A 25,936-nucleotide genomic window follows, 5' to 3' on the forward strand; every position below is an offset into this window, starting at 1 on the left:
CATCGACGTGAACGCACCCTATCGAGGAACCCACCGACTACGGTGAGAGGCATGGCAAGCCGTGACCCCGTCGCTGACCTGCAGCGCATAGCGTTCCTGCTGGAGGCCGCGAACGAGGCGACGTACCGGGTGCGGGCGTTCCGTTCGGCCGCCGCGACGCTGACCAAGCTGCCGGCGGAGGAGATCGCGTCCCGGGCCGCGGCGGGCACGCTGACGAAGCTGGCCGGCGTCGGCACCGTGACGGCCCGGTGTGTCGAGGAGTCGCTGGCCGGCGAGGAACCGGTCTACCTGCGCCGGCTGCTGGCCACCGAGGGCTCCGATGTGGACGAGGCGACGACCGCGCTGCGTACGGCGTTGCGCGGCGACTGCCACACGCACTCGGAGTGGTCGGACGGGTCGGCACCGATCGAGGAGATGGCGATGGCCGCCCTCGGCCTCGGGCACCAGTACCTGGTGCTCACCGACCACTCGCCGCGGCTGACCGTGGCGAACGGCCTGACGGCCTCCCGGCTGCGCGAACAGCTCGACGTGGTCGCCGCCCTCAACGAGACGTTCGCGGCGACGGGCACGGCGTTCCGGATCCTCACCGGCATCGAGGTGGACATCCTCGCGGACGGTTCACTGGACCAGAAGGACGACCTGCTCGCGCAGCTGGACGTGGTGGTCGGCTCGGTGCACAGCAACCTGGCCGACGAGCCCGACGTGATGACGCGCCGCATGCTGGCCGCGATCCGCAACCCGCACCTGGACATCCTCGGCCATTGCACGGGCCGGAAGCTGGCGACGTCCGGCGGCGACAAGGGTCACCGGGGCCGGTCCCGGGCGGAGAGCCGGTTCGACGCGGCGAAGGTGTTCGCGGCGTGCGTCGAGCACGACAAGGCCGTCGAGATCAACTGCCGGCCGGACCGGCTCGACCCGCCCAAGCGCCTGCTGCGACTGGCCGTCGAGGCGGGCTGCCGGTTCTCGATCGACACGGACGCGCACGCGCCCGGCCAGCTCGACTGGCAGCGCGCCGGCTGCGCCCGCGCGGTCGCCTGCGGCGTGCCGCCCGAACGCGTGATCAACACCTGGTCGGCCGACGACCTGGTCGCCTGGGCCGCTACGCACGCCTAGCGGGCGCGCGCTGGGACAGGGCGACGCCGGCCAGCACGATGAGGGCACCCACCGGCTCGTACCAGCTGAGGTGTTCGGCCAGCACGACGATGCCGATCACGGTCGCGATCAGCGGCACCACGTAGGTGACTGTGGACGCCGTGGTCGTGCCCGCGAGGCGGATGACCCGGAAGTTGAGCGCGAACGCCACGCCCGTGCCCAGCGCGCCGAGCGCCACGACGCTCGCGATCACCTTGGGCGTCAGCGTCGAGCCGGTGGGCGGGGCGCCGGCGAGCAGCGGCGCGATGACGAGCAGCTGCGCGGTGGCCGCCACCAGCTGTCCCCCGGCGAGCGCCAGGCCGGACTCCGACCGACCGTTCATGATCTTTTTCGTGTACGGGATGGCGAAGCCGTAACAGGCCGCCGCCCCGAAGCACATGAGCTGCCCGGTCAGCTCCCCGCCGCCGACGTCGCGCCACACGCCGAGCACGACGAGGACGCCGACGAACCCGACCACCAGCCCGAGGATGCGCTCGCGGGTCGGCCGCTCGGACGGCATGAACAGCAGCACGACGAGCAGCACCATCAGCGGCGTCGTGCCGTTCCAGATGCCCGCGAGGATGGACGAGACGCGCTGCTCGCCGTACCCGAACAGGGTGAACGGCACCACGTTGCCGATGAACGCGAGCAGCGCGAGGTGGCCCCACAGGCGCGGGTCGCGCGGCAGCCGGTCGCGCGTGACCGCCAGGAGCACGACGAGCACGAGCGCGCCGGCGGCGCACCGGCCGAGCGTCAGGTAGATCGGCGCGACGCCGCCCTCGACGGCGACCTTGATGAACAGAAAGCTCGCACCCCATAACAGGGCGAGCGTCGCATAGGCGGGCAGCCAGGCCCGGGCGTCGCCCGCCCGAGGTTCGGTAAGGACCGGGGTCGTCACGGCCCCTATCCTGCATGCTCGGTGCGACAATGCGCGCGCCCATTTCCCGGTGATGACGGTAGGTTGCGTCAATGGGACGTACTGATGAGATCGCCGACAGCTACGTTGACGACTGGGCCGCGCTGGACCCGGTCGGCGCGACCTCGGTGGGCATCGCCGGATACGACGACAGACTGACCGACCTTTCGCCGGGCGGGTTCGCCGCGCTCGCCGAGCTGGACAGGCGCACGCTGGCGGAGCTTTCCTCGGTGGAGCCGGCCGACGAGCGGGAGCGCGTCGCCAAGGAGGCCATGGAGGAGCGCCTGGGACTGGCCCTGGCCCGGTACGACGCCGGCGAGATCACCAGCGAGATCAACGTCATCTCGAGTGCCCTGCACGGCACGCGGGGCGTGTTCGACCTCATGCCGCTGGCCGGCGACGACGCGGCCGCGAACATCGCGGCGCGGATGGCGGCGTTCCCGGCGGCGGTGGCCCAGTTCACCGAGACCATCCGGGAGGCGGCGGCGGACGGGCACGTCTCCGCGCGGGACCAGATGCTCGAAATGGCCAAGCAGTGCGACAGCTGGAGCGACCCGGCCAAGGACAACTTCTGGCCGGGACTCGTCGAACGGGTCCGCGCGGCGGGCGAGGTCCCCGCGTCGTTGGGCCGCGACCTGGACGCCGCCGCGGCCGCCGCGACCGAGGCCACGGCCGGGTTCGCCGAGTTCCTGCGCGCGGAACTCGCGCCGCTGGGCCGCGAGAAGCAGGGCGTGGGCCGCGACCGTTACCAGCTCGCCTCGCAGTACTTCCTGGGCGCCAAGGTGGACCTCGACGAGACGTACGCGTGGGGTTTTGAGGAGCTGGCCCGCCTGGAGACAGAGATGCGGGCCACGGCCGGCCGGATCGTGCCGGGCGGCACGGTCGACGACGCGGTCGCGGCCCTCGACGCGGACCCGAAGCGCAGCCTGCCCACCAAGGAGGCGTTCCGGGAGTGGATGCAGGAACTGGCCGACCGTGCGATCGCGGACCTGGGCGGCACGCACTTCGACATTCCCGAGCAGGTACGCCGTATCGAATGCATGATCGCGCCGACCAGCGACGGCGGCGTGTACTACACCGGCCCGAGCGAGGACTTCAGCCGACCGGGCCGCATGTGGTGGGCCGTGCCGGAGGGCACGACGGAGTTCTCCACCTGGCGCGAGGTCACCACGGTCTACCACGAGGGCGTGCCCGGCCATCACCTGCAGGTCGCGCAGACGGTCGTCCGCAAGGAGCTGCTCAACCGCTGGCAGCGCCTGCTGTGCTGGTGCTCGGGCCACGGCGAGGGCTGGGCACTGTACGCCGAGCGGCTCATGGACGAACTGGGCTACCTCGCCGACCCGGGCGACAAGCTCGGCATGCTGGACGCGCAGACGTTCCGGGCCGGCCGCGTGATCGTCGACATCGGCATGCACCTGGAGCTGGAGATCCCGCGCGACAACCCGTTCGGCTTCCACCCCGGCGAGCGCTGGACCCCCGAGCTGGGCTGGGAGTTCATGCGCGAGCACTGCCGCATCGACGACGAGCTGCTGCGCTTCGAGCTCAACCGCTACCTGGGCTGGCCGGGCCAGGCGCCCGCCTACAAGGTGGGCGAGCGCATCTGGATGCAGGCCCGCGCCGACGCGGAGGCCCGCAAGGGCGCCGACTTCGACCTCAAGGCCTTCCACCGCGCGGCCCTGGACCTCGGTGCCCTGGGCCTGGACCCCCTCCGCGCCGCCCTCGACCGCATCTGATCCCTCGTGCGGAGGGCCGTCACGAACCGTGACGGCCCTCCGCGCGACCCCGGGTCACACCGCGACGTCGACGGGACGCCCCTTTCGGAGCAAGGACCTCAGCCGTTCAGCCAGGAGTCGTCCGCCCCGATCGTGGTGAGGCGGTGCGTGGCCCGGGTCAGCGCCACGTACAGCACCCGTACGCCGGCCGCGGACTCCGCCGCCAACTCCTCCGGCGCGACCACGAGCACCGCGTCGTACTCCATGCCTTTGGCCTGCATGCCGTCGACGACCTGCAGGCGCGGGTCGGGCCGCAACCACCCCTCGACCTCGCGCCGACGCGCGGCCGTGCTGATGACGCCGACCGTGCCGTCGACGGCCGCGAGCAGCTCGTCGACGGCCGCGCGGGCCGCCGTGGGCAGATCGGTCACGGCGCGGTGCTCGGGCACGGCGCCGGTGCGGCGCACGGCCACCGGCAGGTCCGCGTCGGGCACGGCCCGGCGCACCACCGGGGCGGCGAACTCGAAGATCTCCGCCGGGTTGCGGTAGTTGGTGCCCAGGTGGAAGCGGCGCACCCGCTTGCCGCGCAGCGCCTCGTCGCGGGCCACCCGCGCCTCGTTCAGGTCCGGCCACGCGCTCTGGGCGGCGTCGCCGACGATCGTCCAGCTGGCGTACTGGCCACGGCGGCCCAGCATGCGCCACTGCATCGGGGAGACGTCCTGCGCCTCGTCGAGCAGCACATGGGCGTACCCGTCGTAGTTGTCCGGCCGGGCCGCGCGCTCGCGCTGGGCGAACTCGCGGTCGGCAGCGCTGGTCAGCTCGCGGACGCCGTCGATGAGCAGGTACGGGTCGCGCTTGCGGGGCGGGGCCGGCGGCTCGCCGAGCATGGTGCGCAGCTCGTCGAGGAGTGCGATGTCGGCCACGGACGGGTCCTTGCGCACGTTCGCCCAGGACCGGGCCAGCGGCGAGACCTCGCCGGGGGTCAGGTCGCGGCCGCCGACCCGGGCCAGCCGCTTCGGGTCGGCCAGCGCGGCCAGGACGTCGACCGGCGTACGCACGGGCCACCAGCGGCGCGCGAAGTCCGCGAAGGCGTCGGAGTCGGCGACGTCCTCGTTGAACCGGCCGCGGTCCCACGACACGCCCTCCGGGCGGGCGGCCCACGCGGCGTCGAGCAGGACGCGGCGCACCTCCTGCCGGGCCGCGTTGGCCCGCTGCACCCGGCCGTTGACCTGCCGGCGCGCGGCGCCCAACTCCCGCTCGCGCACGCGCAGCACCTGGCCGCCGAAGACCACGCGCAGCTCGCGCGGCGCGTCCGCCGGCGCCTCGCGCACCGCGCGACGCAGGACGGCCCGCATGCGCAGCGCACCCTTGATCGCGGCGACCGCGGGTGGGTCGAGCCGCTCCGAGCGCACGCCGTCCAGGACGGCGCCGAGCGCGCGCAGCTCGACCGTCTCCTCGCCCAGCGAGGGCAGCACCCGCTCCACATAGGACATGAACACGGACGACGGTCCGACGAGAAGCACGCCGCCGCCCTCGAACCGGCGCCGGTCGCGGTAGAGCAGGTGCGCGGCCCGGTGCAGCGCGACGGCCGTCTTGCCGGTACCCGGGCCGCCCTCGATGATCGTCACGCCGCCGGCCGGCGCCCGGATCGCCTCGTCCTGCTCGCGCTGGATGGTCGCCACGATGTCGCGCATCCGGGTGCCCTTGGCCCGCGCGAGGCTCGCGATCAGCGCACCATCGCCGACCGCGGTGACCGAGACGCCAGCGGCCTCGGCGCCCGCCACGTCCAGCAGGTCGTCCTCCACGTCCAACACGGTCGGCCCGTTGGACCGGATCACGCGCCGGCGCGCGACGCCCAGCGGCTGCTCGGCCGTGGCCTGGTAGAACGGCGCGGCCCCGGGCGCCCGCCAGTCGATGACCAAGGGTTCGTGCTCGTCGTCGCGCACCCCGAGGCGGCCCACGTGGCGCACCTCGCCGTCGACGAGATCCAGCCGCCCGAAGACCAGTCCCTCGTACTCCGCGTCGAGGGCCCGCAGTCGTTGCGCCGCGTGATAGACCATCGCGTCGCGCTCCACGAGGGACCCGGGCGTACGCGCACGCGCCAGGGCGTACCCCTCCGTGCGGGCGCGCTCGGCCTCCGCCCGTACGGTCTCGAGGCGGGCGTACACCTTGTCGACGTGACGCTGCTCACGCGCGATCTCAGCCTGCCGGGTCGACTCGCCGTCCCCGGTGGGGGTCGGCTCAATGGGCTGCACGGCCAAGGACCTCTTCTCAGCTGGGGACGCGACCCTTGATTGTCCGTCATTCGCCCGCGGGCGCGCGCCCGTGACGTCGATCTCTCAGAGGGATAACTCGATAGTTGACTGGTCAACCGACGAGTACGTTCTAGTCTCGTGCAACGCATCCCCCGGTGGCTCCGCCTCCTCATCGCCGTGGCCACCGTGGCCGCGGTGGTGCTGACGCTGCGCGGAAAGCTGCCGGATCCGGGTGACCTGCTCGCCGCGCTGCGCTCGGCCAACCCGTTCTGGCTGGTCGTGGCCGCCGTCGCCGAGGCGTTTTCGCTGCGCTTCTTCGCCCACCAGCAACGACGCCTGCTGCTCGCGTTCGGCGTACCGACCACCATGCACCGTGCCATGGCCCTGACGGTGAGCCGCTCGGCGATCGCCATCGGCCTGCCGGCCGGCTCGGCCGTCTCCTCGGGCTTCGCGTACAAGCAGTTCCGCGTCTGGGGCGCGAGCCGCCAGACGGCAACCACGGTGATGATCCTGTCCGGCTTCATCTCGTTCGCCGGCCTCGCGATGCTCTACCTCACCGGCGCCGCCGCGCACCTGATCGGCGGCCTCGGCGAGGTGATCCGCGACCACCCGGGCATGGCCGGCGCGCTGGGCGTGCTGGCGGCGGTCATCGGCGTGGCCGGCGTCGGCAGCGTGCTCACCCGCGAACCCCGCGCGACGTCCGCGCCGGTCACCGCCGAGTCGGCCGTCGCCCCCGCGGGGTGGCTGGCCAGGAAGATCTGGCCCGTACGGGCGGCACTGCGCGAGGCGGGCGCCGTCCCGTGGCGGCACTGGCAACTCGCGCTGCTGTGGGCCGTACTGTCCTGGGTCGCGGACCTCGCCTGCCTCCTGGCCGCCACGCAGGCGTTCCACCTCCAGCTCGGCTTCTTCGACCTGGCAGCACCCTACCTGGCGATCCAGCTGATCCGGCAGTTCCCGGTGACGCCGGGCGGCATCGGCCTGATCGAGGCCAGCCTGCTCACCGCGCTGGTGTCGGCCGGGGCCGCGCAGGCGCCAGCGGCCGCGGCCGTGCTCGGGTACCGGCTGTTCTCCTGCTGGCTGATCCTGCCGGCCGGGCTGGTGACCTGGCTGAGCATCCGCCGGGGCGAGCGGCGCTGGCGGATCCCGGACACGCCAGCCGCCGTGCCGGAGACCGCGGCCGCCTACCCCTGACGCAGCTTGTGGGTCGGGGAGATCCGCACGATGACGCGCTCCTCGCCCGGCTGCCGGAACGGGTACTGCTCCTTGCCGAGGTACTTCTTGGCGAGCTTGTCGATATGCGCGTCGGCGCCCTCCTCGACCAGCTCGGCCGTACCCTGCACCAGCAGCGTGCGCCAGTCGTCGTTCCGGTCCACGACCGAGACGGCGACGCGCGGATCGCGGCGCAGGTTCTCGTACTTCGCCCGGCCCTTCGCGGTGTTGATCAGGATGTACTCGCCGTCCGTGTCCACCCAGACGGGTGTGACGTGTGGCGCGCCATCGAAATCTATGACTGAGAGGTGGGCGAGCTGAGGCTCGCTGAGCAGGGCGACATCCTCGTCGCTAAGTGTTGCCATGCCTAGGAATCTACGCCGTCGCGCAGGCTCGTCATGCCAGGTTCACGTCCCGACGGATACCTTTTGCGTATGCGCAACCGGGGCTTCGGGTGGACCGCGGCATGGCTGGTGTTGGTGGGGTTTCTGCAGGCCACGGCCCTGATCGCCGTGTGGCGGTTCTCCGTACGCACCGAACATGGGCAGCTCGTCGACACAGCCGCGCTGGCCGGCAACACGATCGGCCGCGACACCGTGGAGCCGTTCGTCGACCGGGTCCTCGACGCCATGTCGGTGGCCTCCGTCGCGGCCGCCACCGCCGTCATCGTGCTCATCGCCCTGGCCCGCGGCCGCGTGCTGCTCGCCCTCGTGGCGGGCGGCCTCATCGCCGGCGCGAACGTGACCACGCAACTGCTCAAGCACGGCCTGTACCGGCCGGAACTCGGCGTCGACCCCGCCCGCGAGGCGGTCGGCAACAGCCTGCCCAGCGGCCACACCACGATCGCCGCCTCGGTGGCCATCGCGCTCGTGCTCGTACTGCCCGTGCGGGCGCGCGGGGTGGCCGGCGTGGCGGGCGCCGGGTACGCCGCGCTGGCCGGGGTCGCCACCATGTCCGCCGGCTGGCACCGGCCCTCCGACGCGATCGCGGCGCTGCTCGTGGTGGGTGGCTGGGCGGCGCTCGGCGGGCTGGTCCTGCTGGTCGCGCAACGGGCCGAGCCGGGGGAGGTCGTCGAGGCGCGGCGCACGAACGCGTTCGTGGCGGCGAGCCTCGCGCTGCTCGGCGGCCTCGCGCTGCTGGTCTCGATCGGGGCGCTGAACTGGGTGGATACGGCGCTGATCAACCCGCCTGAGGACATGCGCCGCCGTGACCTGTTCCTGTTCTACGCGGGCAGCGCCGCCGCGATCACCGGCACGGCCGCCCTCGTCATGGCCAGCGTGCTCGCCACCGTGCACCGCGTCGTGCCGCCCCGGGCGACCCCGACCCCCGCGCTGGTCGCCACGTCGACCGCGCCCTGAGGCCAGCGCGCGTCCGACGCCCTCGGTCAGGCCGCGTGGCGGGTGGCCTCGGCTGTCGCGGGCGGCGGGGTGCGGCGGGTCGGCAGGCGCAGCAGGGCCGCCGGTGGCGTCCCGTCGGACGGTTCGTCGAACTGGACGCGCCAGCGCGGCGTCCCGCCCGCGCGGGCGCCGGGCGGGCGGCCCTCCGCGTCGAGGCGACCCAGCCCGAGCAGGATCAGGTACCCCGCGACGAGGACGCCGTGGCTGGCCAGGCGGGTCCAGGCGACCTTCCCGCCGAGCGCGTCGCCGATGCTGACCAGTGCCAGGACGGCCAGGAAGGCGGTGAGGATGGGCAGGCTGCCGGCCGGCCGGAGGCGACGCAGCGCGATCCATCCGAACGCCGCGCCGATCGCGACGTTCCAGGCGGCCGACTCGTGCCACAGGTGCCCGGCGGTCACGCCGGCCGCGACCCCGCCGCCGATGCTGCCGCCGGCGTGCACATGGCCGGCCGAGGCGCTGCCGATCTGGGCCACGCCGAGCAGGAACTGCGCGGCGCCGAGGCAGCCGAGCAGCCGCCACAGCACGGTCGCCCGCCGCCGCCGGCGTTCGGCATCCGCTGGCCCGAACAGGCGTAACCGTTTCCCGCGGGACGGCGGCGGGACGGCGTCCAGGACCGCCGCCAGGGCGGTGGCGCTCAGCACCGGCTCGGGTTCGGCGACCCGCAGGCGGGCCAGGCGGGTGACGCCGGCCGCCGCGTCGTACCAGGCCGCGCAGTCCGGGCAGCCGGCCAGGTGCGCGTCGGTGACCGCCGCCCCGACGGGCTCGGCCTCGCCGTCGAGCCGGGCGGACAGTGCCTCACGAAAGTCCTCGCACCCCATGTTCCTATAGTCGCCCGCGTGTCCACGCCGGTTCCCACCAGGGCGACTGTCCGATCCGGTGGCGTGTTTCGGGCGCGGGCGGGGCATGCACTACCCTGACCGGATGCCAGGGGCACGCATCGATGACGCTGAGATCACTCAGCTTGCGCTGGCGGCCGGGCGCGGCGATCGCGCGGCCGCGGGCGCCCTGGTGGCCGCGACCCAGTCGGACCTCCTGCGCTTCCTGACGTACCTGGTCGGGGCAGGCATCGCCGAGGACCTGGCCCAGGAGACGTACCTGCGCGCCATGCGCGCCCTGCCCAGCTTCGCGGGCCTGTCCAGCGCCCGGACGTGGCTGATGTCCATCGCCCGCCGGACCGCGGTCGACCACATCCGCACGGCGACCCGCCGGCCACGGCTGGCCAACCTCACCGACTGGCAGTCGGCCGCCGAGGCAGCCCCGGGCCAGCGGCAGGGCGGCTTCGAGGACGGCGTGCTCCTCGCCGACCTGATCCGCGCGCTGCCGGACGAGCGACGGGAGGCGTTCGTCGCCACGCAACTGCTCGGGATGAGCTACGAGGAGGCCGCCGAGGTCTGCGAGTGCCCGATCGGCACCATCCGCTCGCGGGTGGCCCGCGCCCGCGGCGACCTCGCCGCCGCGCTCGGGGACGCCGGCGGCGGGCGCGCGCGCCGGATCGGTTGAGTTTCACCCCTCCGGGACGGCAAACACCGTAATTCCGGCGCAACCACCCGCTCGACTTGACGTCCACTGTGACGGGTTCGTTATCTTCGTCGTCGGCCCTGCCACCCCCGGATAAGGATGGTCACGTGAGCGACCGATACGCCGCCCGCCATGGCGGCCGCATCAAGCCGCGCCCCCGCCGTAACCGGTCACGCAGGCTCGGCCGCCTCGCGGCGACGCTGACCATCGCCGGCGTCCTCGTCGGCGGGGCCGGCGCCGTCCTGAACGCCACCGCGTCGCCGACGGCCACACCCGCCGCTGTCAGCACGTACTCCCTGAATGATCTTCCCAATCTCGGCGAAGACCGGGACGCCGAGCGGGCCGGCCGCGACGCCGACCGCGACGCGCCGGCCACCGACGGCAAGGTCGTCGTCGCCGGCACCTGTAAGGCATCGGCCTACGACGCGGCGGGCACCCTCACGGCGGCGCACCGCACGCTGCCGCTCGACACCCGGGTGCGGGTCACGAACCCGTCGACCGGGGCCTGGGTTGTGGTCCGGATCAGCGACCGCGGCCCGGACACGGACGGGCGCTGCCTCGACCTCTCCCACGACGCCTTCTCCAAGATCGCTAAAGACTCGGCCGAGTCCATTCGCGTCAAGTTCGAGGTGCTCGCGGGGTGAGACTAAGACCCCTCGGCAGGGGTCTTACGCACCAGTGAAGGGTCCGAACTAAGGCGTCCGACCGAACGGATGGAAGCGGGCGCCGCCCGGTCGACTTAGCCTCCAGCCTGTCAGGAAAGCGACCACAGTCCGGCATGCTGGAACTGCAAGCGTCGCCCCGATGGACGAGAGACATGTCGTGGCCAGAGAACCGCTGAATCCCGAGGCGCGCGCCGGCCTCGCCGCAGCCGGCGCTCTGATCGTGTTCGTGTCCGCCGTCGAGGTGTTCGACGGGCCGCGGCTGCACTACGCAGGCTGGTTGTCGGCGGCCCCGTTCCTCGCCGCGGCATTCGTCCGGTGGCGCTACGTCGTCTCGATCGGCGCGGTCTGCACCGCGCTCACTCTCATCTTCAGCCTGGTCGACCCGGACCGCTTCGACCTGAACGCGGTGATCCGGGTGACCGCCATGGTGCTGGCCACGCTGGTGGCCGTCGTGGTGAGCACCGTCCGCCAACGCCAGGAGGAGCGCTACGCCGAGCTGTCCCGGCTCGTCACGATCGCCCAGGAGGCCGTGCTACGCCCGGTCGGCCCGCAGATCGGCCAACTCGCCGTCGCCGGCCGGTACGTCTCCGCGAGCGCCGCCGCCGACATCGGCGGCGACCTGTACGAGGCCGTCGCCACGCGGTACGGCGTACGCATGATCATCGGAGACGTGCGCGGCAAGGGCATCGACGCCATCCGGCTCGCGATCAACGTGCTGGGCTCGTTCCGGCACGCGGCCTTCGAGCGGGCCGAGCTGCGGGCCATCGTCGCGGACCTGGATCACGCGGTGGTCCGCTCCGTCGGCGAGGAGGACTTCGTCACCGCGGCCGTCATCGAGGAGCGCGGCGGGACCCTGTCGGTCTACAACTGCGGCCACCCGGCACCCCTGCTGCTGCGGCGTGGCCAGGTCATCCCTCTCGATCCGCCCGCCCCGGCCCCGCCGCTGGGCTTCGGCCCGGTCCCCCAGGTCCGCACGGAGCGCCTGGAGCCGGGTGACCGGCTGCTGCTCTACACGGACGGCCTCGCCGAGGCGCGCCGGGCCGGCGAGTTCTTCCCCACGACCGACCGGGCCTGGGCGCTGCTCGGCCACGGCACGGTCGAGCACGGCCTCGCGTCCCTGGAGAGCGCCCTTGTCGAGTGGGTGCGCGGCCGCCTCGACGACGACATCGCCCTGCTCCTGCTGGAGTACACGGGCGCCAAGCCGCCCGCCGAGCCGGCCGTGCCGAGCTGGGAGATCGGCGGTACCCCGCCGCCCGCCCCGATCCGCCGGCCCGACTCGACGCCCTCCGTCAGCCCCGGCGCAGCGACACCAGGCTGACCGGCAACGGAATCGCGTACCGGGCCCGGTGGCGCCCGATGTAGTTGCGCGGGTAGTGCGGCGCGAACAGCGCCCGGAAGAACGACATCAGCTTCGTACCGGCGGTCATGCACTGCCAACGAACGCCTTTCACGTCCGGTGTCGTCCCCTTTAGACGGATAGGTCGCTCCGGGCGACTGTCCACAGGCCACCACGTTGTGCACAGGTACGCCCGCAGCGTCGTGATCAACACTGATGATTGCGGGCATGCCCCGTCAACCACATCGGCCGCCGCCGCTGCGCGGCCGTTTGTTCCACGGCCCCACGGCCGTCACCAAAGGCCAGCTGACCAGGGCTCAACTGCGCAGCAGCGCATGGCGCCCCGTGATCCGTGGCGTCTACGTGGACTCCACTATCCCGCCAAGCCACGAGCTGAGCTGCCGTGCGGTCGCGAAATACCTGCTGCCGGACAGCGGCGCCATCGCCGGTCATTCAGCGGCCACACTGCTCGGCCCCGGCCTCAACGACGACAGCGCGCCCGTCGAGGTCCTCGTGCCACGTCCGGTTGGCCGCACCTGGTTCGTACCGAGGACCGCCGGCATCGTCGCCCACACCGCGACGTTCCCGCCCAGCGACGTCCGCACGGTTCGCGGCATGCCGGTCACCACACCGCTGCGAACGTGTTGGGACCTCACCCAATGGAGTACGCCCGAGGATGCCGTCGTCGTACTCGATCGCTTTCTGCGCCTCGGCCTGGTGACGCCGCCGGAGCTGGCCGACCACGGCCGCGCCCGACGCGAAAGAACCGGAACGCGCGGAACCCGCCGGTTCGCCCGCGCCGTGGCGTGGGCGGACGGACGGTCGGAGTCACCTCAGGAGAGCCGCCTGCGGATGGCGATCGTGCTCGGCGGCCTGCCCAAACCTGACCTCCAGGTGCAGGTGCACGACTCGGCCGGCTTCATCGGACGCGTCGACCTCGCGTACGAGGCCCTGCGGATCGCCATCGAGTACGACGGCGCCTGGCACGCCAGCCTCGACCAGCTGCAAAAGGACCGGCGTCGCCTCAACCGCCTGCAAGCGGCAGGCTGGCTGGTCATCCACGTGACGGCGGACCGGCTCCGTCACGACCGCCCCACCCTGTTAGCGGAAATCCGCGCCGCGATAAGGTCCCGCCGCTGACGATCCCGGCCGCCCGGGGAGCCTCACGGCTGGGATCGCAGCACGGCGACCTCGGGGAAGGTGTCCGGCGAGCCGTAGCCGTGCTCGGCCAGCCAACGTACGTTCGTCAGGCAGCGCAACGACCACCACGCGCGGATGAGGTCGTGGTCGACATCGGTGCCGTAGCCCGCGACGACGTCGCCCAGGTGCTCCGGGTGTCCGAGCGTGAGAATGGCGAGGTCGAAGAGCGCGTCGCCCTGGGACGCCTCGGACCAGTCGACGATGCCGGTGACCTCGTCACCGGCGACGAAGACGTGGTCGACCTGCAGGTCGCCGTGGATGAACACGGGTGTCCACGGCCGGAGTGCGGTCTCGGCGAGCCGGCGGTTGCGGGTGACCACCTCGGCGGGAAGAACATCGTTGGCGATGAGCCACGCGCACTCCTCGTCGAGACGCGATGCGAACCAGTCGACGCTGCGACCTGGCCATGGCGGCAACGGCGCGTGGTGCAGCATCCGGACGGCGGAACCCGCCGCGGCCCACGCGGCCGGCGTGGCGGTCGATGGCTCACCGAGGCGTCCGAGCGCCCTACCGGGGAGAGCCGCGAGCGCGAGCACGTGCGGCTTGCGCCACAGAATCTCCGGGGTCGGGACCGGCGCCATCGCCATCGCCTCGACCTCGACGTCGGTGCGGCCCTGATCAGCGTCGATCTTCACAAACATGTCGCCGACGCGCACGGTCGCGCGCTCGCTATGGGCGACGACAACCTCGACTTCGTGCACGCCGGCCATGATGTCGGAACTGCCCACCGATGTCGCCGGGATTACCTCGCACGACCGCCACCAACCCGGGCCTCCTGAGCAAGGTGCGCACAGTGGTGGCTACGGCAGCCGCCGAAGCCGCCAAAGTGCGCACCTTCCCGACGCGCGTGCCCGCACGCCAGGTGCCCAAGCGCCTCGCGAGGACCATGCGCGAGGAGGCCCGAGGCGCGGGCCCCACGGGTCGGGCCAAGCAAGGTGCGCACTCTGGTTGCTTCGGGCGGCGCGGAAGCCGCCAAAGTGCGCACCTTGGCGGGCAGGCGGCGCCAGGCGTCCGGCAGGGCGGCGGGGGTGGGCGGAGTGGGGGCGAGGCAGGGCGGCGATGTGAGGCCGAGTGGGGGTGCGGTGCGAGGGGTGTGAGGTGGATCACAGGTGGGGTTACTGGTGGGTAAGTAAGATGGTTACTCGTTAGTAACTGTTCGAAGCTGGGGGACCACCGGCCATGAGCCACTACCAGAGCAATAGGCGTGACCTGGAGTTCAACCTCTTCGAGGTCTTCGGAGCGGATCAGGTGCTCGGCACGGGCCCGTACTCCGAGATTGATACTGACACGGCGCGCAGCATCCTTGAGGAGATGGAGCGGATCGCGAAGGACGTACTCGCGCCCAGCTACGCGAGCTCCGACCGCAACCCGCCCGTATACGACCCGAAGACGTACACCGCGCCGCTGCCGCAGGCGTTCAAGGACTCGTACCAGACGTTCATGAGCAGCGAGTTCTGGCGCATGGACCTGCCCCAGGAGCTGGGCGGCACGAACGCGCCCCGGATGCTGTGGTGGTCGCTGGCCGAGATGATCCTCGGCGCGAACGCCCCCATCTGGATGTACGCGTCCGGCCCGTCCTTCGCGAACACCCTCCACCGCGAGGGCACGCCCGAGCAGAAGAAGTGGGCGCAGCTCTTCGTCGACAAGCAGTGGGGCTCGACGATGGTCCTCACCGAGCCGGACGCCGGCTCGGACGTGGGCGCCGGTCGCACGAAGGCGATCCCCCAGCCGGACGGTTCCTGGCACATCGAAGGCGTGAAGCGCTTCATCACGTCCGGCGAGCACGACCTGACGGACAACATCATCCACTACGTACTGGCCCGTCCGGTGGACACCGAGGGCGCGGGCGGCCCGGGTACCAAGGGGTTGAGCCTTTTCGTCGTGCCGAAGTTCCATTTCGACCCGGAGACGGGCGAGCTGGGCGAGCGCAACGGCGTGTACGCGACGAACGTCGAGCACAAGATGGGCATCAAGGTGTCCAACACGTGCGAGCTGACCTTCGGCCAGCACGGCGTGCCGGCCAAGGGCTGGCTGATGGGCGACGTGCACGAGGGCATCCGCCAGATGTTCCTCATCATCGAGTACGCCCGGATGATGGTGGGCACGAAGGCGATCGCCACCCTGTCGACGGGTTACCTCAACGCCCTGGAGTACGCGAAGTCGCGCGTGCAGGGCGCCGACCTGATCGAGAACACGAACAAGGCCGCCCCCCGGGTGACGATCACGCACCACCCGGACGTACGCCGCTCGCTCGCGCTGCAGAAGTCGTACGCGGAAGGGCTGCGCGCCCTGGTCTGCTACACCTCGTCGTGGCAGGACAAGGTGCGCATCGCGCTGGACGCCGGGGACGAGAAGACCGCCCGGTACGCCGAGAAGGTCAACGACCTGCTGCTGCCGCTGGTGAAGGGCGTGGGCTCGGAGCGGGCGTACGAGCTGCTGGGTCACGAGTCGCTGCAGACGTTCGGCGGCTCCGGCTTCCTGCAGGACTACCCGCTGGAGCAGTACATCCGCGACGCGAAGATCGACACGCTGTACGAGGGTACGACGGCGATCCAGAGCCTCGACCTGATCTTCCGGAAGATCGTGAAGAACAACGGCAAGGCGCTCATGACGGTCGCCGGCGAGATCCAGGCCTTCCTGGAGGCCGAGTCGGGCAACGGTCAGCTCAAGGAGGAGCGCCAGGCGCTGGCCACGGCGCTGGAGGACGTGCAGGGCATGCTCGGCGTCCTGTTGGGCTGGCTCGGCGCGGTGCAGGGTGGCGAGACCCGCGAGCTGTACAAGGTCGGGTTGTCGTCCCGGCGGGTGCTGCTCGCGCTCGGTGACCTCATCGTGGGCTGGCTGCTGCAGCGGCAGGCCGAGGTCGCCCTGGCGGCCCTGGGCCGCGATGGCCTGTCCGAGGCGGACAAGTACTTCTACGAGGGCAAGGTCGCTTCGGCACGGTTCTTCGCCCGCGAGGTACTGCCGCGCCTGAGCAGCGACAAGGTCATCGTGGAGCGCACGACGCTGGACGTGATGGACCTGCCCGAGGAGGCCTTCTAGGCGGTTCGGGGCGCGGCCTGAACGGGCCGCGCCCCGAACCCCTACGACTAAGGGCGGCACGCGCGCGTGCCGCCCTTAGTGTCTCTCTATCTGCGCGAAGTCTCTGGCGCGGAAGATCAGGCTTCCGCCCGTGCGGTGTGGCTGCTGACCAGCGGCGCTTCCGTGTGTGACCAGGAGGTCCAGGGCGCGTCGAGCCGGTGCACGGCAAGCCCGCAGGTGCGCAGGCCCTCAGAGTCGGCGCGCTTCGGGTCGAGGCGGGCCGACAGTTGGGAGACACCGGGGTTGTGGCCGATCAGCACGACGGTCGGCATCGTGTCGTCGATCTCGGTGACGAGGCTCATCAGGTCGTCGACGTCGCCCGTGTAGACGGCGCGCTCGTAGATGACCACGGGCGCGGCGCCCAGCCCGAGGGCGACGCCGTGCCAGGTCTCGCGGGTGCGCCGCGAGGGGGAGCAGATCACCAGATCGGGCGCGATGGCGTGGTTGTTCAGCCAGGCGCCCGCCACTGTCGCGTCGGCGTGACCGCGTGGCGTGAGGGGACGGTCGATGTCCGCGACGCCGAGCGGGTTGTCCGCCTTGGCGTGTCGCAGGATGGCGAGCGTCCGGATGGTCACCCGATCATCGTGCACTGTCGGGGGACACTGGCAGGGCGCCGCGCCGTCTCGGTCTGGTCACGGTACGGCGAACACGAACCAGCGTTCAGGCGTACAGAGCGAAGTAAATCGCCACGTGATGGCATATCGCGGCGACGAGCGTGCACGCGTGGAAGAACTCATGGTGACCGAAGACGGTCGGCCACGGGTTGGGCCGGCGCAACGCGTAGAACACCGCGCCGACGCTGTAGATCGCCCCGCCGGCGATGAGCAGGACGAACGCCGCCACGCCGCCGCGGTGCAGCAGGTCGGGCAGCACGGCGATGGCGACCCAGCCCAGCGCCAGGTAGAGCGGCGCGGAGACCCAGCGCGGCCCGTGCGGCCAGCACAGCTTCATGGCGACGCCACCGAGCGCGCCGGCCCACACGATGGCGAGCAGCACGGTCGCCTTCGTGGGCGACAGCAACAGGGCGCAGAACGGCGTGTATGTCCCCGCGATGAAGACGAAGATCATGGTGTGGTCGAGCCGCCGCATGATCTGGTAGCCGCGAGGGCTCCACACGCGACGGTGGTAGAGCGCGCTCGTGCCGAACAGCGCGCACACCGTGACGCTGTAGATCAGGCAGCTGATGAACGGCGCCACGCCCGGACGGGTCGCCGCCAGCGAGCACAGCACGATCCCGCACGCGGCGGCGACGAAGAACGCGTACGCGTGCAGCCAGCCGCGCATCCGCGGCTTGCCGAGGTCGACCGGACGAAGTCGGACAGGAGTCAGCGTCGTCACGTCACATATCTTACGGTTACGGTACCGTAAGTTACCAACGAGTAGTGACCGTTTTCACCGCCACACCCCGTCTGGATCTCCCCTTAACGCGCCGCAAGGGGCAGGATGGGCGGGTGCGGATCCTGCGCGTCGGTGACCATGCCGTCCTGCTCGAACTCGCCGACGGCGACGAGGTCGACGCCTGGCGCGCCGAGCTCATGCGCCGCCGCGCCGCCGGTGAACTGCGCGCTATCGAGATCGTCCCGGGCGCCCGCACGGTCCTGCTCGACGGCGTCACCGACGTCGCCGCCACGGCCGCCCTCGTCGGTGGCTGGGGCCCACCGCCGGCCGCCGCGCCCGCGTCGGGCGACCTCATCGACATACCCGTCGAGTACGACGGTGAGGATCTGGCCGACGTCGCGACCGCCTGGGGAACCGACGAGGCCGGCGTCATCGAGCGGCTGTCCGGCACCGAACTGCGCGTGGCGTTCTGCGGCTTCTCCCCCGGCTGGGGCTACCTGACCGGCCTGCCGCCGGAGCTCGCGATGCCGCGCCTGGACACCCCGCGCCAGCGCGTCCCGGCCGGCTCGGTCGCCCTCGGCGGGGAGTACGTCGGGATCTACCCCACCGCCTCGCCGGGCGGTTGGCGGCTGGTCGGCCACACGGACGTCACCCTGTTCGACGTGACCGCCGACCCACCGGCTCTGCTTACTCCCGGTAAGCGGGTGCGCCTGGTCGCCCGCGTGCCCGCGCCCGTCGAGGTCGGGGCATGATCGAGATAACCCAGGCGGGCCTGCTCACCACCGTGCAGGACCTGGGCCGTGCGGGCTACGCGCACCTGGGCGTACCCCGGTCCGGGGCGCTCGACGCGCCCGCGCTGGAGCTGGCCAACCAGCTCGCCGGCAACGCCACGGACGCCGCGGGCCTCGAAACCACCATGCGCGGCTGCTCGTTCCGTACCCACGTGTCGACCGTCGTGGCCGTCACCGGAGCGCCCGCCGAGGTGCGGGTCGACGGGTCGGCCGCTCCCTACTGCGCGCCGCTCGTCCTCGCGCCCGGCTCCACCGTGGAGATCAAGCCGCCGCGCACCGGTGTCCGCAGCTACATCGCCTTCGCCGGGGGCGTAGCCGTCCCGTCCGTGCTGGGCAGCCGCGCCACCGACACGCTCTCCGGGCTCGGGCCCGCGCCGCTGCGCGTCGGCGACCGGCTGCCCCTCGGCGGGCACTGGCACGACCCCACGATCCTCGACACCGTGCGCGGCCGGCGTACCCGATGGGACGAGATCACGCTCACCATCAGCCTCGGACCCCGGGACGACTGGTTCACCGACGAGGCGATCGGCACGCTGCTCGGCAACGCGTACGCCCTGAGCACGAAGAGCAACCGGGTCGGCGCGCGACTCACCGGACCCAGCCTGACCCGCGCGGTAGCCGGTGAACTGCCCAGCGAGGGCATCGTTCTCGGGGCCGTGCAGGTGCCCGCCGACGGGCAGCCGCTCGTGTTTCTCGCCGACCACCCGACCACCGGCGGGTACCCGGTGATCGGCGTCGTCGACGCGGTCGACCTGCCGCTGCTCGCGCAGGCACGGCCCGGCGCGGCCGTGCGGTTCCGGCAGACGGGCGGGCATGGACCTCAACGCTGACCTCGGCGAGGGCTTCGGCGCGTGGCGCCTCAGCGACGACCAGGCCCTGCTTTCCGTCGTGACCTCGGCGAACGTGGCGTGCGGCTTCCACGCCGGCGACGCCGCCACCATGCGCCGGGTATGCGCCCTGGCCGCGTCGTCCGGGGTCGCGGTGGGCGCGCAGGTCGGCTACCGCGACCTGGCCGGGTTCGGGCGCAGGCGCATCGAGTACGCCCTGGACGAACTGCGCGACGAGATCATCTATCAGGTCGGGGCGCTGTCCGCGCTGGCCGCCTCGGAGGGCACCGCCGTGCGGTACGTGAAGCCGCACGGGGCGCTCTACAACGTGGCCGCCGTGGACGACGGCCAGGCGTCCGCAGTGGTCTCCGCGGCGGTCGCGTGCGGGCGGCTGCCGGTGCTGTGCCAGCCCGGATCGCGGCTCGCCGCGCTGGCTTCGGCCGCTGGGCTGCGGGTGGTCGGCGAGGGGTTCGCGGACCGGGGATACCTGGCGTCCGGGCGGCTCGTGGCCCGCACGTCGCCCGGGGCGCTGGTGACATCGGTGGACGAGGTGTGCGCCCGGGTCGTGCGGCTCGCCACGACCGGCACACTCGTCGCGGTGACGGGCGAGACGATCTCCCTACCGGTGGAGTCCATCTGCCTGCACGGCGACACCCCGGGCGCGGTGGAACTGGCCCGCGCGGTGCGCGCGGCCCTGGCGACGGCGTCCGTTCCCGTCGCGCCATTCGCCGCGTAACCCCGCACCGTCCGTCCATGTTGCGCCCTGTAGGCGACAGCTCGCCAAAGTGCGCACCTTGCAGGGGTTCGGGCGCGCGCGAAGCGTGCGAAGTGCGCACCTTGCGGGGTTCGGGCGCGCACCAAGCCGCCACAGTGCACACCTTGCCGGGGTGAGGGCGCGCGTGACACGTGCGAAGCGGGCGGCGCGGGGTGGGTTACGTGTCCAGGCCGCGGAGGATCAAGGCCAGGCGGGGGGTGCCCTCGGGGGTGATCTCCACCGGGACGCCCCAGTCCTGGCGGGTGAGGTGGCAGGCGGCGTGTTCCACGTCCGCGTCGCACGTGGCGGCCTGGGCCGTGACCTGGAGGACACCGCCCGGGACGCCGGCCGCGACGAGCAGGCGGCGGGACAGCTCCGGGCCGGTGCCGGCGCCGTCGACCAGCAGTTCGGGCGGGGAGGCCGACACCTCCAGGCGGGTCGGGGGGCCGAACGAGTCGTCGAGCTTCTGGCCCGGGGCGGGGGTGAAGATGACGTCGAGGGTGACCTCGCCGGGGGCCAGCGGGGTGGGTGGGCGCTCGGTCTGCTGCCGGACGCCGGTGACCGCGCCGGCCTCGGCCAGCGCGCCGGGCGCGAGCCTGGTCAGCCGGTGCGCGGCCGACTCCACGACGATCACGCCACCGTCCGGGACGAGCGCGAGGTCGCTGGGCTCGGCCAGGCCGGTGGCCACAGTGGACAGCGTCTTCGTCGCGGGGTCGTAGCGGCGGACCGCGCCGTTGTACGTGTCGGCCACGAGGACGGAGTCGTCGGGCAGGGCGGCGACGCCGAGCGGGTGCTGGAACAGCGCGTCCGCGGCCGGGCCGTCCACGTGGCCGAAGTCGAACAGGCCCTGGCCGACGGCCGTGTGCATGACGCCGTCGCGGACGTAGCGCAGGGCCGAGGACTCGGAGTCGGCGATCCACAGGGTCCTGCCGTCGTGGCTGACCGACAGGCCCGACGGCTGCGCCATCCAGACCTGGTCCAGCGCGCCGTCACGCAGCGCCTCGACCGTCGTGCCGGCGTACACGCCCGTGGTGCGCTTCATCGGGTCGTACCACCAGAGCTGGTGGATGCCCGCCATGGCGATCACCACCCGGCCGTCGTACCAAGCCAGGTCCCAGGGCGACGACAGGTCGGCGGCGAGGGCGTCGTGCGGGGCGGTGTCGACCGTGGACCGCCACGGGTTGCCGGAGCCGGCGACCGTCGTGACCTCGCCGGTCGTGAGGTTCACGCCGCGCAGCTTGTGGTTGACCGTGTCCGCGACGACGAGGTCGTACCCGGCGATGTCCGCCTCGTGGGCCGGGAGCAGGCACAGGCCGGCCGGCTCGTTGAACCGCGCCTTCTCGGCCGGGCCGTCGGCGTGGCCGCGGTCGCCGGAGCCGATGCGGCGCACGAGCGTCTCGCCGTCCGGGGCAAGCTCAGCGAGGCTGTGGTGCGCGGAGTCGGCGACGAGCAGGTTGCCGCTGGGCAGCGTGATCGCCTTGCCGGGAAACCGCAGCGTGGTGACGGTGTCGGCGGGCGGGACGTACGGGCCGTCGCCGCGGCGGAGCGTGCCCTTCGTCTCGTGGGTCCCGATCAGCTCGTCGATGAGCCGCGCCAGGCCGTCGGCGTGCCCCTCGCCGGCCATGGCGGCCACCACGTACCCCTCGGGGTCGATGACGTTGAGGGTCGGCCAGGCCTTCGCGGCGTACTGGCGCCACATGCCCAGGTCGGGATCGTCGAGTACGGGGTGGGCCACCCCGTACCGCTCGACGGCGGCGGCCAGGGCGTCCGGGTCCTTCTCGTGCTCGAACTTCGGCGAGTGCACCCCGATGATCACGAGCACGTCGCCGTAGCGTTCCTCCAGTGGCCGTAGTTCGTCGAGGACATGCAGGCAGTTGATGCAGCAGAACGTCCAGAAGTCGAGTACGACGATCTTGCCGCGGAGATCGGTGAGCGAGAGTGCTTGCCCGCCCGTGTTCAGCCAGCCTCGTCCGCGCAGCTCCGGCGCCCGTACCCGTGCCATGCGCCCATCATGCCCGACGATCTTCGTGCCGAACCGGCGTGGGTTATGGATTGATTAGCCGGCATAGCAACCACTTCAATCCACAACCCGGGACGGCTGCCAACCTGTCCTGCTGGAGGGCACGGTCGCCGCGAAGCGCCGGGGCAAGGCCCGGTTCCGGACCGCCGCCACCCCGGCCGGGCGGGTGGTCGCCGGATCGCTGCTGTGGGTGGTGCTGTTCGGCAGCAAGTTCCTCGTCCTGGAGTCCGTCGATCTCGTCTTCGGTGACCAGGTCAGCCTGGGTGGCTTCCTCTCGGTGTCCGTTCTGATCATCATGCTGTTGCTGGCTCGGACGGCCGTCCGTCGACTCCTTCGGGCGTGAGTTGCGAACCGGAGCTGAAGCGGCCGTCCTGTTCCGGGGTCAGGCGGCGGCGCAGGCTCAGTGCCAGCACGGCCGCGACCGCGCAGCCAGAGGTGACCATGATGACCCACAGCGTGGAGCGGTGAGCGCCGATCAGCGGGCCGGCCGTCACCGGGCCGATCACGGCGCTCAGGCCCCAGATCATCGAGCCGAGCGCGTTGTACCGGCCGCGTACCTCGTCGGTGGCCAGCGCGTTCGTGATGGCGGGCATGACCGGGGAGAGCAGGGTCTCGCCGAACGCGAAGATGGCCGAGCACGCGATCACGCCCGCGATCGCGGCGATGGCGAAGCCGCGCTGGCCGAGGAACCCGGCCGCGCCGAGGACGAGCCAGGAGAAGCCCATGATGCACGCGGCGACCGCGAGCGCGCGGGTGCGGCTGCGGCCCTCCAGCCAGCGCAGCACGAACAGCTGGGACAGCACGATGACCAGGGTGTTGGCGGCCAGGGCCCAGCCGACGGCGCGCGCGGGTGCCCCGGCGATCACCGTGGTGAAGGCCGCGAAGCCGACCTCGATCTGCGCGTACCCGCAGCTGGTCAGCACGAGACCGAACACGACGTACCGCAGGAACGCCCGATCGCGCAGGACCACCGCGTACCCTACTTTTGATCTTTCCTTGGTCAGGGTGTCGACCAGCCGCCGCCCTACGGCGGGCATGCTGAGCAGGATGCCGAGCGGCACCAGGTAGGTGACCGCGTCCAGGGCGTAGAGCAGCTGGAACGTGACCGGGCGGGCGGTGTCGACGATGAGGCCCGACACCATGCCGCCGATGCCGATGCCGAGGTTGAGCAGGGTGAACGACAGGCCGAACGTGCGCTGCTGCTCGTCCGGTTCGGTGAGCGAGGCGAGGATCGTGTTCTGCGCCGACCACAGCGCCGGCCCGCCGAGCGCCGAGACCGTGAGCACCGCGAACGCCGTCGGCACGTTGTGCACAAACGCCAGGGCGCCCACGCCGACGGCGTCGAGAAGGAAGAGCGGGAGTACGACCCGCCGCGCGCCGAAGCGGTCGACCAGGGCACCGCCCAGTGGCGCCACGATGAGCGAGACCAGGCCGAACCAGCCGATCAGCAGGCCGACCGTGTCCGCGCCGATGCCCCGAACCTGGTGCAGGTAGATGAACAGGAACGGCAGGGTCAGCCCGCGGCCGATCGAGGCGATCGCGGTGCCGAGCAGGATGCGGCGGGCTTCGGGGCGGCGGGGCAGGGTGGCGCGGAGCATTCGCCGAGTCTGTTCGGCGGGTACGACAGAACGCGAGTGGTTTTCAGCTACCCGTGGGCGCCAGGCAGGCCACCTCATCGGACTTGGTCGCTGACTTGAGCACGATCGCGGGCTGCGACGGGTCGGGGCACTTGTCGACGGACGCGACGCGGTCCGTGATCCTGTATGCCCCGGTGGTGCCGCAGTCGACCACCGTCGCACCGCTGCCGTCCTGGCGGACGCAGGCACCGACCTTGAAGTCGTCGCCACCGCCGCCGAGCGCGAGGTAGCCGATCGCGGCCGCGCCGGCGAGCACGATCACGGCACCGATCGCGACGAGCGCGATGATCAGCCCTTTACGCGACTTCTGGGCCGGCGGCGGGCCGCCGACGTACGGCCAACCGCCGGTGGGCGCGGCCACGCCGCCAGGCTCGGCGCCCGGGCGGCCGAAGTCGCCTCGGGCGGGCTGTCCCTGGGGGCCGCCCGTGCCGCCGAACACGCCCGGGGCGGGCGAACCGTAGGACTGCGGGCCCGGGGCGGGATTGGCGGGCGGCTGCCAGGACGGCGGGCCCGGCTGGTTGGCCGGCGGGGCGGCCGGCGTCCCGTACGTGCCGGGCTGGCCCGGGGGCGTGCCGTAGGTGCCGGGCTGGCCGGGGGGCGTGCCGTAGGTGCCCGGCGGCGGCGAGCTGGGCTGGCTCGCGGGGGTGCCGTACGTGCCGGGCGGCGGCGAGCTGGGCTGGTTGCCGCCCTGAGGGCCCTGGGCGGACGCCGCGAACGGCTGCTGGGCCGGCTGACCGTACGGCTGGTAGGACTGCTGCTGCGGGCCTGCGCCGCCGTAGACGTTGGCGCCCGCGCCGTACGTGGCGGGCTGCCCGTACGTGGTGGGCTGGCCGTAGGGCTGCGGCGGGGAGCCGGCGCCCACGGGCGGCGGGGAGCCGACCGAGGACGACGCCGAGTAACGCCCCTGCGTGCCCTCCGCCGGCTGGTCAGCCGCCGGGTAGGTCTCGTCGGACGTCATGCTGGGCCCTCCTACCGTGGTGGGTCGGGTCGCGCCGACCGAGCAACACCGTACAGCGCGCGGCCACGATCGGGTGACCCACGGTCGGCTGAATGTCGCTGTCGGGTGGGAGGAGCGGCCCGCCCACCCGACAGCGCACCTATCCGCCTCAGACCGATCCCAGCACCGCCGTCAGCGGATCGTGCAGGAATCGACCGACGTCGCGCAGGAACTTGGAGCCCAGCTCGCCATCCACGATCCGGTGGTCGAACGACAGGCTCAACGTCGTCACCTGCCGAATCTTGATCTTGCCCTTGTGTACCCAGGGCGTCTCGCGGACCACCCCGAACGCCAGGATCGCGGCCTCGCCCGGCGGCAGGATCGGCGTGCCTCCGTCGACCCCGAACACGCCCACGTTCGTGATGCTGAACGTGCCGCCGGTCAGCTCGGCCGGGGCTGTGCGGCCCTCGCGCGCGACCCCGACCAGGGCGTTCATCGCCTCGGCCAGCTCGCGCAGGCTCAGCCGTCCGGCGTCCTTGATGTTGGGGACGATCAGGCCGCGCTCGGTGGCGGCCGCGATGCCGAGGTTCACGTACTCCTTGACGATGATCTCGCCGGTCTCCCCCGACCAGGTCGAGTTGATCATCGGGTGCTTCGCGATGCCGACCAGCGCGGCCTTCGCCACCAGCAGGAGCGGTGAGACCCGCACGTCGCGCCACTCGGGCAGGGTCTTGAGCCGCTCGACGGCCCGCATGGCGCGGGTGACGTCCACCGTCAGGAACACTGTCGCGTGCGGCGCGGTGAACGCCGACGCCACCATGTTCGCGGCCGTGTGCTTGCGCACACCCTTGATCGGGATCCGCCGCTCGCGACCGGCCGCGGGCGTCGCCGGCGCCGCGACGGCCGCCTGCACGTCGTCGCGGGTGATCGAGCCCTGCGGCCCGCTGCCCACGAGCTGGTGCAGGTCGACACCGAGATCCTTGGCGAGCTTGCGCACGGGCGGCTTGGCCAGCGCGACAGTGCCGGCCGACGGCACGGGCACCGCGGGGCGCGCCTGGCCGGACCCGCCGCCCGCCGGCACCGCGGCCGGCTGAGTCGGGGCCGGCTGGGTCGGGGCCGTTGGAGTCGGGGCAGGCTGGGTCGGGGCCGCCGGGGAGGCCGGCGCGGCGAGCGCGGCCGCCACCGCCGCCTGCGGCGGTTCGGTCGGCTCCGGGC

The 25,936-nt window shown here is 72.4% G+C and carries 24 protein-coding genes and 1 pseudogene; 13 read left to right on the forward strand and 12 right to left on the reverse strand.

What is annotated here, in order from left to right; all coding sequences use genetic code 11:
- The first annotated feature begins 51 nt into the window (after positions 1 to 51).
- Positions 52 to 1,113 (forward strand): PHP domain-containing protein, encoded by a 1,062-nt coding sequence (locus ABD191_RS09880; RefSeq protein ID WP_344079154.1) that lies wholly within the window; start codon positions 52 to 54, stop codon positions 1,111 to 1,113.
- Here the strand turns inward: ABD191_RS09880 and ABD191_RS09885 are convergent.
- Positions 1,100 to 2,029: a DMT family transporter gene (locus ABD191_RS09885; RefSeq protein ID WP_344079156.1), complete on the reverse strand. Its 930-nt coding sequence runs from the start codon at positions 2,027 to 2,029 to the stop codon at positions 1,100 to 1,102. The two genes, ABD191_RS09880 and ABD191_RS09885, sit on opposite strands and share 14 nt — an antisense overlap.
- 71 nt (positions 2,030 to 2,100) lie before the next feature.
- Here ABD191_RS09885 and ABD191_RS09890 point away from each other — a divergent pair, with 71 nt between their 5' ends.
- Positions 2,101 to 3,780 (forward strand): DUF885 domain-containing protein, encoded by a 1,680-nt coding sequence (locus ABD191_RS09890; RefSeq protein ID WP_344079158.1) that lies wholly within the window; start codon positions 2,101 to 2,103, stop codon positions 3,778 to 3,780.
- A 98-nt stretch (positions 3,781 to 3,878) separates the two neighbouring features.
- On the opposite strand, the gene ABD191_RS09895 is transcribed toward ABD191_RS09890, so the two are convergent.
- Positions 3,879 to 6,014, reverse strand: coding sequence for a HelD family protein (locus ABD191_RS09895; protein WP_344079160.1), 2,136 nt, complete (start codon positions 6,012 to 6,014; stop codon positions 3,879 to 3,881).
- A 138-nt stretch (positions 6,015 to 6,152) separates the two neighbouring features.
- Between ABD191_RS09895 and ABD191_RS09900 the strand changes: the two genes are divergently transcribed.
- Positions 6,153 to 7,205 (forward strand): lysylphosphatidylglycerol synthase transmembrane domain-containing protein, encoded by a 1,053-nt coding sequence (locus ABD191_RS09900; protein WP_344079162.1) that lies wholly within the window; start codon positions 6,153 to 6,155, stop codon positions 7,203 to 7,205.
- On the opposite strand, the gene ABD191_RS09905 is transcribed toward ABD191_RS09900, so the two are convergent.
- Positions 7,196 to 7,588: a PPOX class F420-dependent oxidoreductase gene (locus ABD191_RS09905; protein WP_344079164.1), complete on the reverse strand. Its 393-nt coding sequence runs from the start codon at positions 7,586 to 7,588 to the stop codon at positions 7,196 to 7,198. The genes ABD191_RS09900 and ABD191_RS09905 overlap by 10 nt on opposite strands.
- 63 nt (positions 7,589 to 7,651) lie before the next feature.
- Here ABD191_RS09905 and ABD191_RS09910 point away from each other — a divergent pair, with 63 nt between their 5' ends.
- A complete protein-coding gene (locus tag ABD191_RS09910) occupies positions 7,652 to 8,581 on the forward strand; it encodes a phosphatase PAP2 family protein (protein ID WP_425560693.1) in 930 nt (309 codons plus the stop codon).
- A gap of 26 nt (positions 8,582 to 8,607) precedes the next feature.
- Here ABD191_RS09910 and ABD191_RS09915 read toward each other — a convergent pair whose 3' ends face one another.
- On the reverse strand, positions 8,608 to 9,438 hold the full coding sequence (locus tag ABD191_RS09915; RefSeq protein ID WP_344079167.1) for a zf-HC2 domain-containing protein: 831 nt from the start codon (positions 9,436 to 9,438) through the stop codon (positions 8,608 to 8,610).
- Positions 9,439 to 9,541: 103 nt separating this feature from the next.
- Here ABD191_RS09915 and ABD191_RS09920 point away from each other — a divergent pair, with 103 nt between their 5' ends.
- The 3 genes and pseudogenes from ABD191_RS09920 to ABD191_RS09930 form a co-directional block, all read left to right on the forward strand.
- Positions 9,542 to 10,120, forward strand: coding sequence for a sigma-70 family RNA polymerase sigma factor (locus ABD191_RS09920; RefSeq protein ID WP_344079169.1), 579 nt, complete (start codon positions 9,542 to 9,544; stop codon positions 10,118 to 10,120).
- Positions 10,121 to 10,245: 125 nt separating this feature from the next.
- Complete coding sequence (locus ABD191_RS09925) at positions 10,246 to 10,782, forward strand: septal ring lytic transglycosylase RlpA family protein (protein WP_344079170.1); 537 nt, start codon at positions 10,246 to 10,248, stop codon at positions 10,780 to 10,782.
- A 160-nt stretch (positions 10,783 to 10,942) separates the two neighbouring features.
- Positions 10,943 to 12,049, forward strand: a pseudogene (locus tag ABD191_RS09930) (PP2C family protein-serine/threonine phosphatase); the annotation flags it as partial.
- A 43-nt stretch (positions 12,050 to 12,092) separates the two neighbouring features.
- On the opposite strand, the gene ABD191_RS09935 reads toward ABD191_RS09930, so the two are convergent.
- Complete coding sequence (locus ABD191_RS09935; RefSeq protein ID WP_344079171.1) at positions 12,093 to 12,230, reverse strand: hypothetical protein; 138 nt, start codon at positions 12,228 to 12,230, stop codon at positions 12,093 to 12,095.
- 137 nt (positions 12,231 to 12,367) lie between these two features.
- Between ABD191_RS09935 and ABD191_RS09940 the strand changes: the two genes are divergently transcribed.
- On the forward strand, positions 12,368 to 13,279 hold the full coding sequence (locus tag ABD191_RS09940) for an endonuclease domain-containing protein (RefSeq protein WP_344079172.1): 912 nt from the start codon (positions 12,368 to 12,370) through the stop codon (positions 13,277 to 13,279).
- Between the two features lie 23 nt (positions 13,280 to 13,302).
- On the opposite strand, the gene ABD191_RS09945 is transcribed toward ABD191_RS09940, so the two are convergent.
- On the reverse strand, positions 13,303 to 14,049 hold the full coding sequence (locus ABD191_RS09945) for a phosphotransferase family protein (RefSeq protein WP_344079218.1): 747 nt from the start codon (positions 14,047 to 14,049) through the stop codon (positions 13,303 to 13,305).
- 469 nt (positions 14,050 to 14,518) lie between these two features.
- Here ABD191_RS09945 and ABD191_RS09950 point away from each other — a divergent pair, with 469 nt between their 5' ends.
- The gene (locus tag ABD191_RS09950; protein WP_344079174.1) at positions 14,519 to 16,378 is read left to right on the forward strand and encodes an acyl-CoA dehydrogenase; all 1,860 of its coding nucleotides are present in this window, start codon (positions 14,519 to 14,521) and stop codon (positions 16,376 to 16,378) included.
- A gap of 116 nt (positions 16,379 to 16,494) precedes the next feature.
- Here the strand turns inward: ABD191_RS09950 and ABD191_RS09955 are convergent, their stop codons facing one another.
- Entirely contained in the window at positions 16,495 to 17,007 is a 513-nt protein-coding gene (locus ABD191_RS09955; RefSeq protein WP_425560694.1) for a SixA phosphatase family protein, read from the reverse strand.
- 70 nt (positions 17,008 to 17,077) lie between these two features.
- Positions 17,078 to 17,755, reverse strand: coding sequence for a PAQR family membrane homeostasis protein TrhA (gene trhA, locus ABD191_RS09960; protein ID WP_344079178.1), 678 nt, complete (start codon positions 17,753 to 17,755; stop codon positions 17,078 to 17,080).
- A 113-nt stretch (positions 17,756 to 17,868) separates the two neighbouring features.
- Here trhA and ABD191_RS09965 point away from each other — a divergent pair, with 113 nt between their 5' ends.
- The 3 genes from ABD191_RS09965 to ABD191_RS09975 are packed head-to-tail and all read left to right on the forward strand — an operon-like array spanning position 17,869 to position 20,109.
- Positions 17,869 to 18,507 (forward strand): 5-oxoprolinase subunit B family protein, encoded by a 639-nt coding sequence (locus tag ABD191_RS09965; RefSeq protein ID WP_344079180.1) that lies wholly within the window; start codon positions 17,869 to 17,871, stop codon positions 18,505 to 18,507.
- The gene (locus ABD191_RS09970) at positions 18,504 to 19,376 is read left to right on the forward strand and encodes a 5-oxoprolinase subunit C family protein (protein ID WP_344079181.1); all 873 of its coding nucleotides are present in this window, start codon (positions 18,504 to 18,506) and stop codon (positions 19,374 to 19,376) included. Before ABD191_RS09965 ends, ABD191_RS09970 begins: the two co-directional genes overlap by 4 nt.
- The gene (locus ABD191_RS09975) at positions 19,360 to 20,109 is read left to right on the forward strand and encodes a 5-oxoprolinase subunit PxpA (protein ID WP_344079183.1); all 750 of its coding nucleotides are present in this window, start codon (positions 19,360 to 19,362) and stop codon (positions 20,107 to 20,109) included. The genes ABD191_RS09970 and ABD191_RS09975 overlap by 17 nt, the downstream gene beginning before the upstream one ends.
- Positions 20,110 to 20,305: 196 nt before the next feature.
- Here the strand turns inward: ABD191_RS09975 and ABD191_RS09980 are convergent, their stop codons facing one another.
- On the reverse strand, positions 20,306 to 22,129 hold the full coding sequence (locus tag ABD191_RS09980) for an NHL domain-containing thioredoxin family protein (RefSeq protein ID WP_344079185.1): 1,824 nt from the start codon (positions 22,127 to 22,129) through the stop codon (positions 20,306 to 20,308).
- A gap of 184 nt (positions 22,130 to 22,313) precedes the next feature.
- Between ABD191_RS09980 and ABD191_RS09985 the strand changes: the two genes are divergently transcribed.
- Positions 22,314 to 22,490: a hypothetical protein gene (locus ABD191_RS09985; protein ID WP_344079187.1), complete on the forward strand. Its 177-nt coding sequence runs from the start codon at positions 22,314 to 22,316 to the stop codon at positions 22,488 to 22,490.
- Here ABD191_RS09985 and ABD191_RS09990 read toward each other — a convergent pair.
- From ABD191_RS09990 to ABD191_RS10000, 3 genes are all read right to left on the reverse strand, one after another.
- The gene (locus ABD191_RS09990; protein WP_344079189.1) at positions 22,441 to 23,745 is read right to left on the reverse strand and encodes an MDR family MFS transporter; all 1,305 of its coding nucleotides are present in this window, start codon (positions 23,743 to 23,745) and stop codon (positions 22,441 to 22,443) included. The two genes, ABD191_RS09985 and ABD191_RS09990, sit on opposite strands and share 50 nt — an antisense overlap.
- A 43-nt stretch (positions 23,746 to 23,788) precedes the next feature.
- The gene (locus ABD191_RS09995; RefSeq protein ID WP_344079191.1) at positions 23,789 to 24,742 is read right to left on the reverse strand and encodes an LppU/SCO3897 family protein; all 954 of its coding nucleotides are present in this window, start codon (positions 24,740 to 24,742) and stop codon (positions 23,789 to 23,791) included.
- A 148-nt stretch (positions 24,743 to 24,890) separates the two neighbouring features.
- Positions 24,891 to 25,936 (reverse strand): dihydrolipoamide acetyltransferase family protein (locus ABD191_RS10000; protein ID WP_344079193.1); only part of this gene is annotated, 1,046 nt, incomplete at its 5' end.

This window comes from Luedemannella helvata, assembly GCF_039528415.1.
GTDB classification, from domain to species: domain Bacteria; phylum Actinomycetota; class Actinomycetes; order Mycobacteriales; family Micromonosporaceae; genus Luedemannella; species Luedemannella helvata.

Excerpts from the sequence above, each read along its gene's own strand:
- ABD191_RS09980 (WP_344079185.1), bottom strand. The coding sequence starts at position 22,129 with ATGGCACGGGTACGGGCGCCGGAGCTGCGCGGACGAGGCTGGCTGAAC.
- ABD191_RS09940 (WP_344079172.1), top strand. The coding sequence starts at position 12,368 with ATGCCCCGTCAACCACATCGGCCGCCGCCGCTGCGCGGCCGTTTGTTC.
- ABD191_RS09915 (WP_344079167.1), bottom strand. The coding sequence starts at position 9,438 with ATGGGGTGCGAGGACTTTCGTGAGGCACTGTCCGCCCGGCTCGACGGC.
- ABD191_RS09905 (WP_344079164.1), bottom strand. The coding sequence starts at position 7,588 with ATGGCAACACTTAGCGACGAGGATGTCGCCCTGCTCAGCGAGCCTCAG.
- ABD191_RS09945 (WP_344079218.1), bottom strand. The coding sequence starts at position 14,049 with ATGGCCGGCGTGCACGAAGTCGAGGTTGTCGTCGCCCATAGCGAGCGC.
- ABD191_RS09975 (WP_344079183.1), top strand. The coding sequence starts at position 19,360 with ATGGACCTCAACGCTGACCTCGGCGAGGGCTTCGGCGCGTGGCGCCTC.
- ABD191_RS09920 (WP_344079169.1), top strand. The coding sequence starts at position 9,542 with ATGCCAGGGGCACGCATCGATGACGCTGAGATCACTCAGCTTGCGCTG.
- ABD191_RS09990 (WP_344079189.1), bottom strand. The coding sequence starts at position 23,745 with ATGCTCCGCGCCACCCTGCCCCGCCGCCCCGAAGCCCGCCGCATCCTG.
- ABD191_RS09995 (WP_344079191.1), bottom strand. The coding sequence starts at position 24,742 with ATGACGTCCGACGAGACCTACCCGGCGGCTGACCAGCCGGCGGAGGGC.
- ABD191_RS09880 (WP_344079154.1), top strand. The coding sequence starts at position 52 with ATGGCAAGCCGTGACCCCGTCGCTGACCTGCAGCGCATAGCGTTCCTG.
- ABD191_RS09950 (WP_344079174.1), top strand. The coding sequence starts at position 14,519 with ATGAGCCACTACCAGAGCAATAGGCGTGACCTGGAGTTCAACCTCTTC.
- ABD191_RS09890 (WP_344079158.1), top strand. The coding sequence starts at position 2,101 with ATGGGACGTACTGATGAGATCGCCGACAGCTACGTTGACGACTGGGCC.
- ABD191_RS09970 (WP_344079181.1), top strand. The coding sequence starts at position 18,504 with ATGATCGAGATAACCCAGGCGGGCCTGCTCACCACCGTGCAGGACCTG.
- ABD191_RS09935 (WP_344079171.1), bottom strand. The coding sequence starts at position 12,230 with ATGACCGCCGGTACGAAGCTGATGTCGTTCTTCCGGGCGCTGTTCGCG.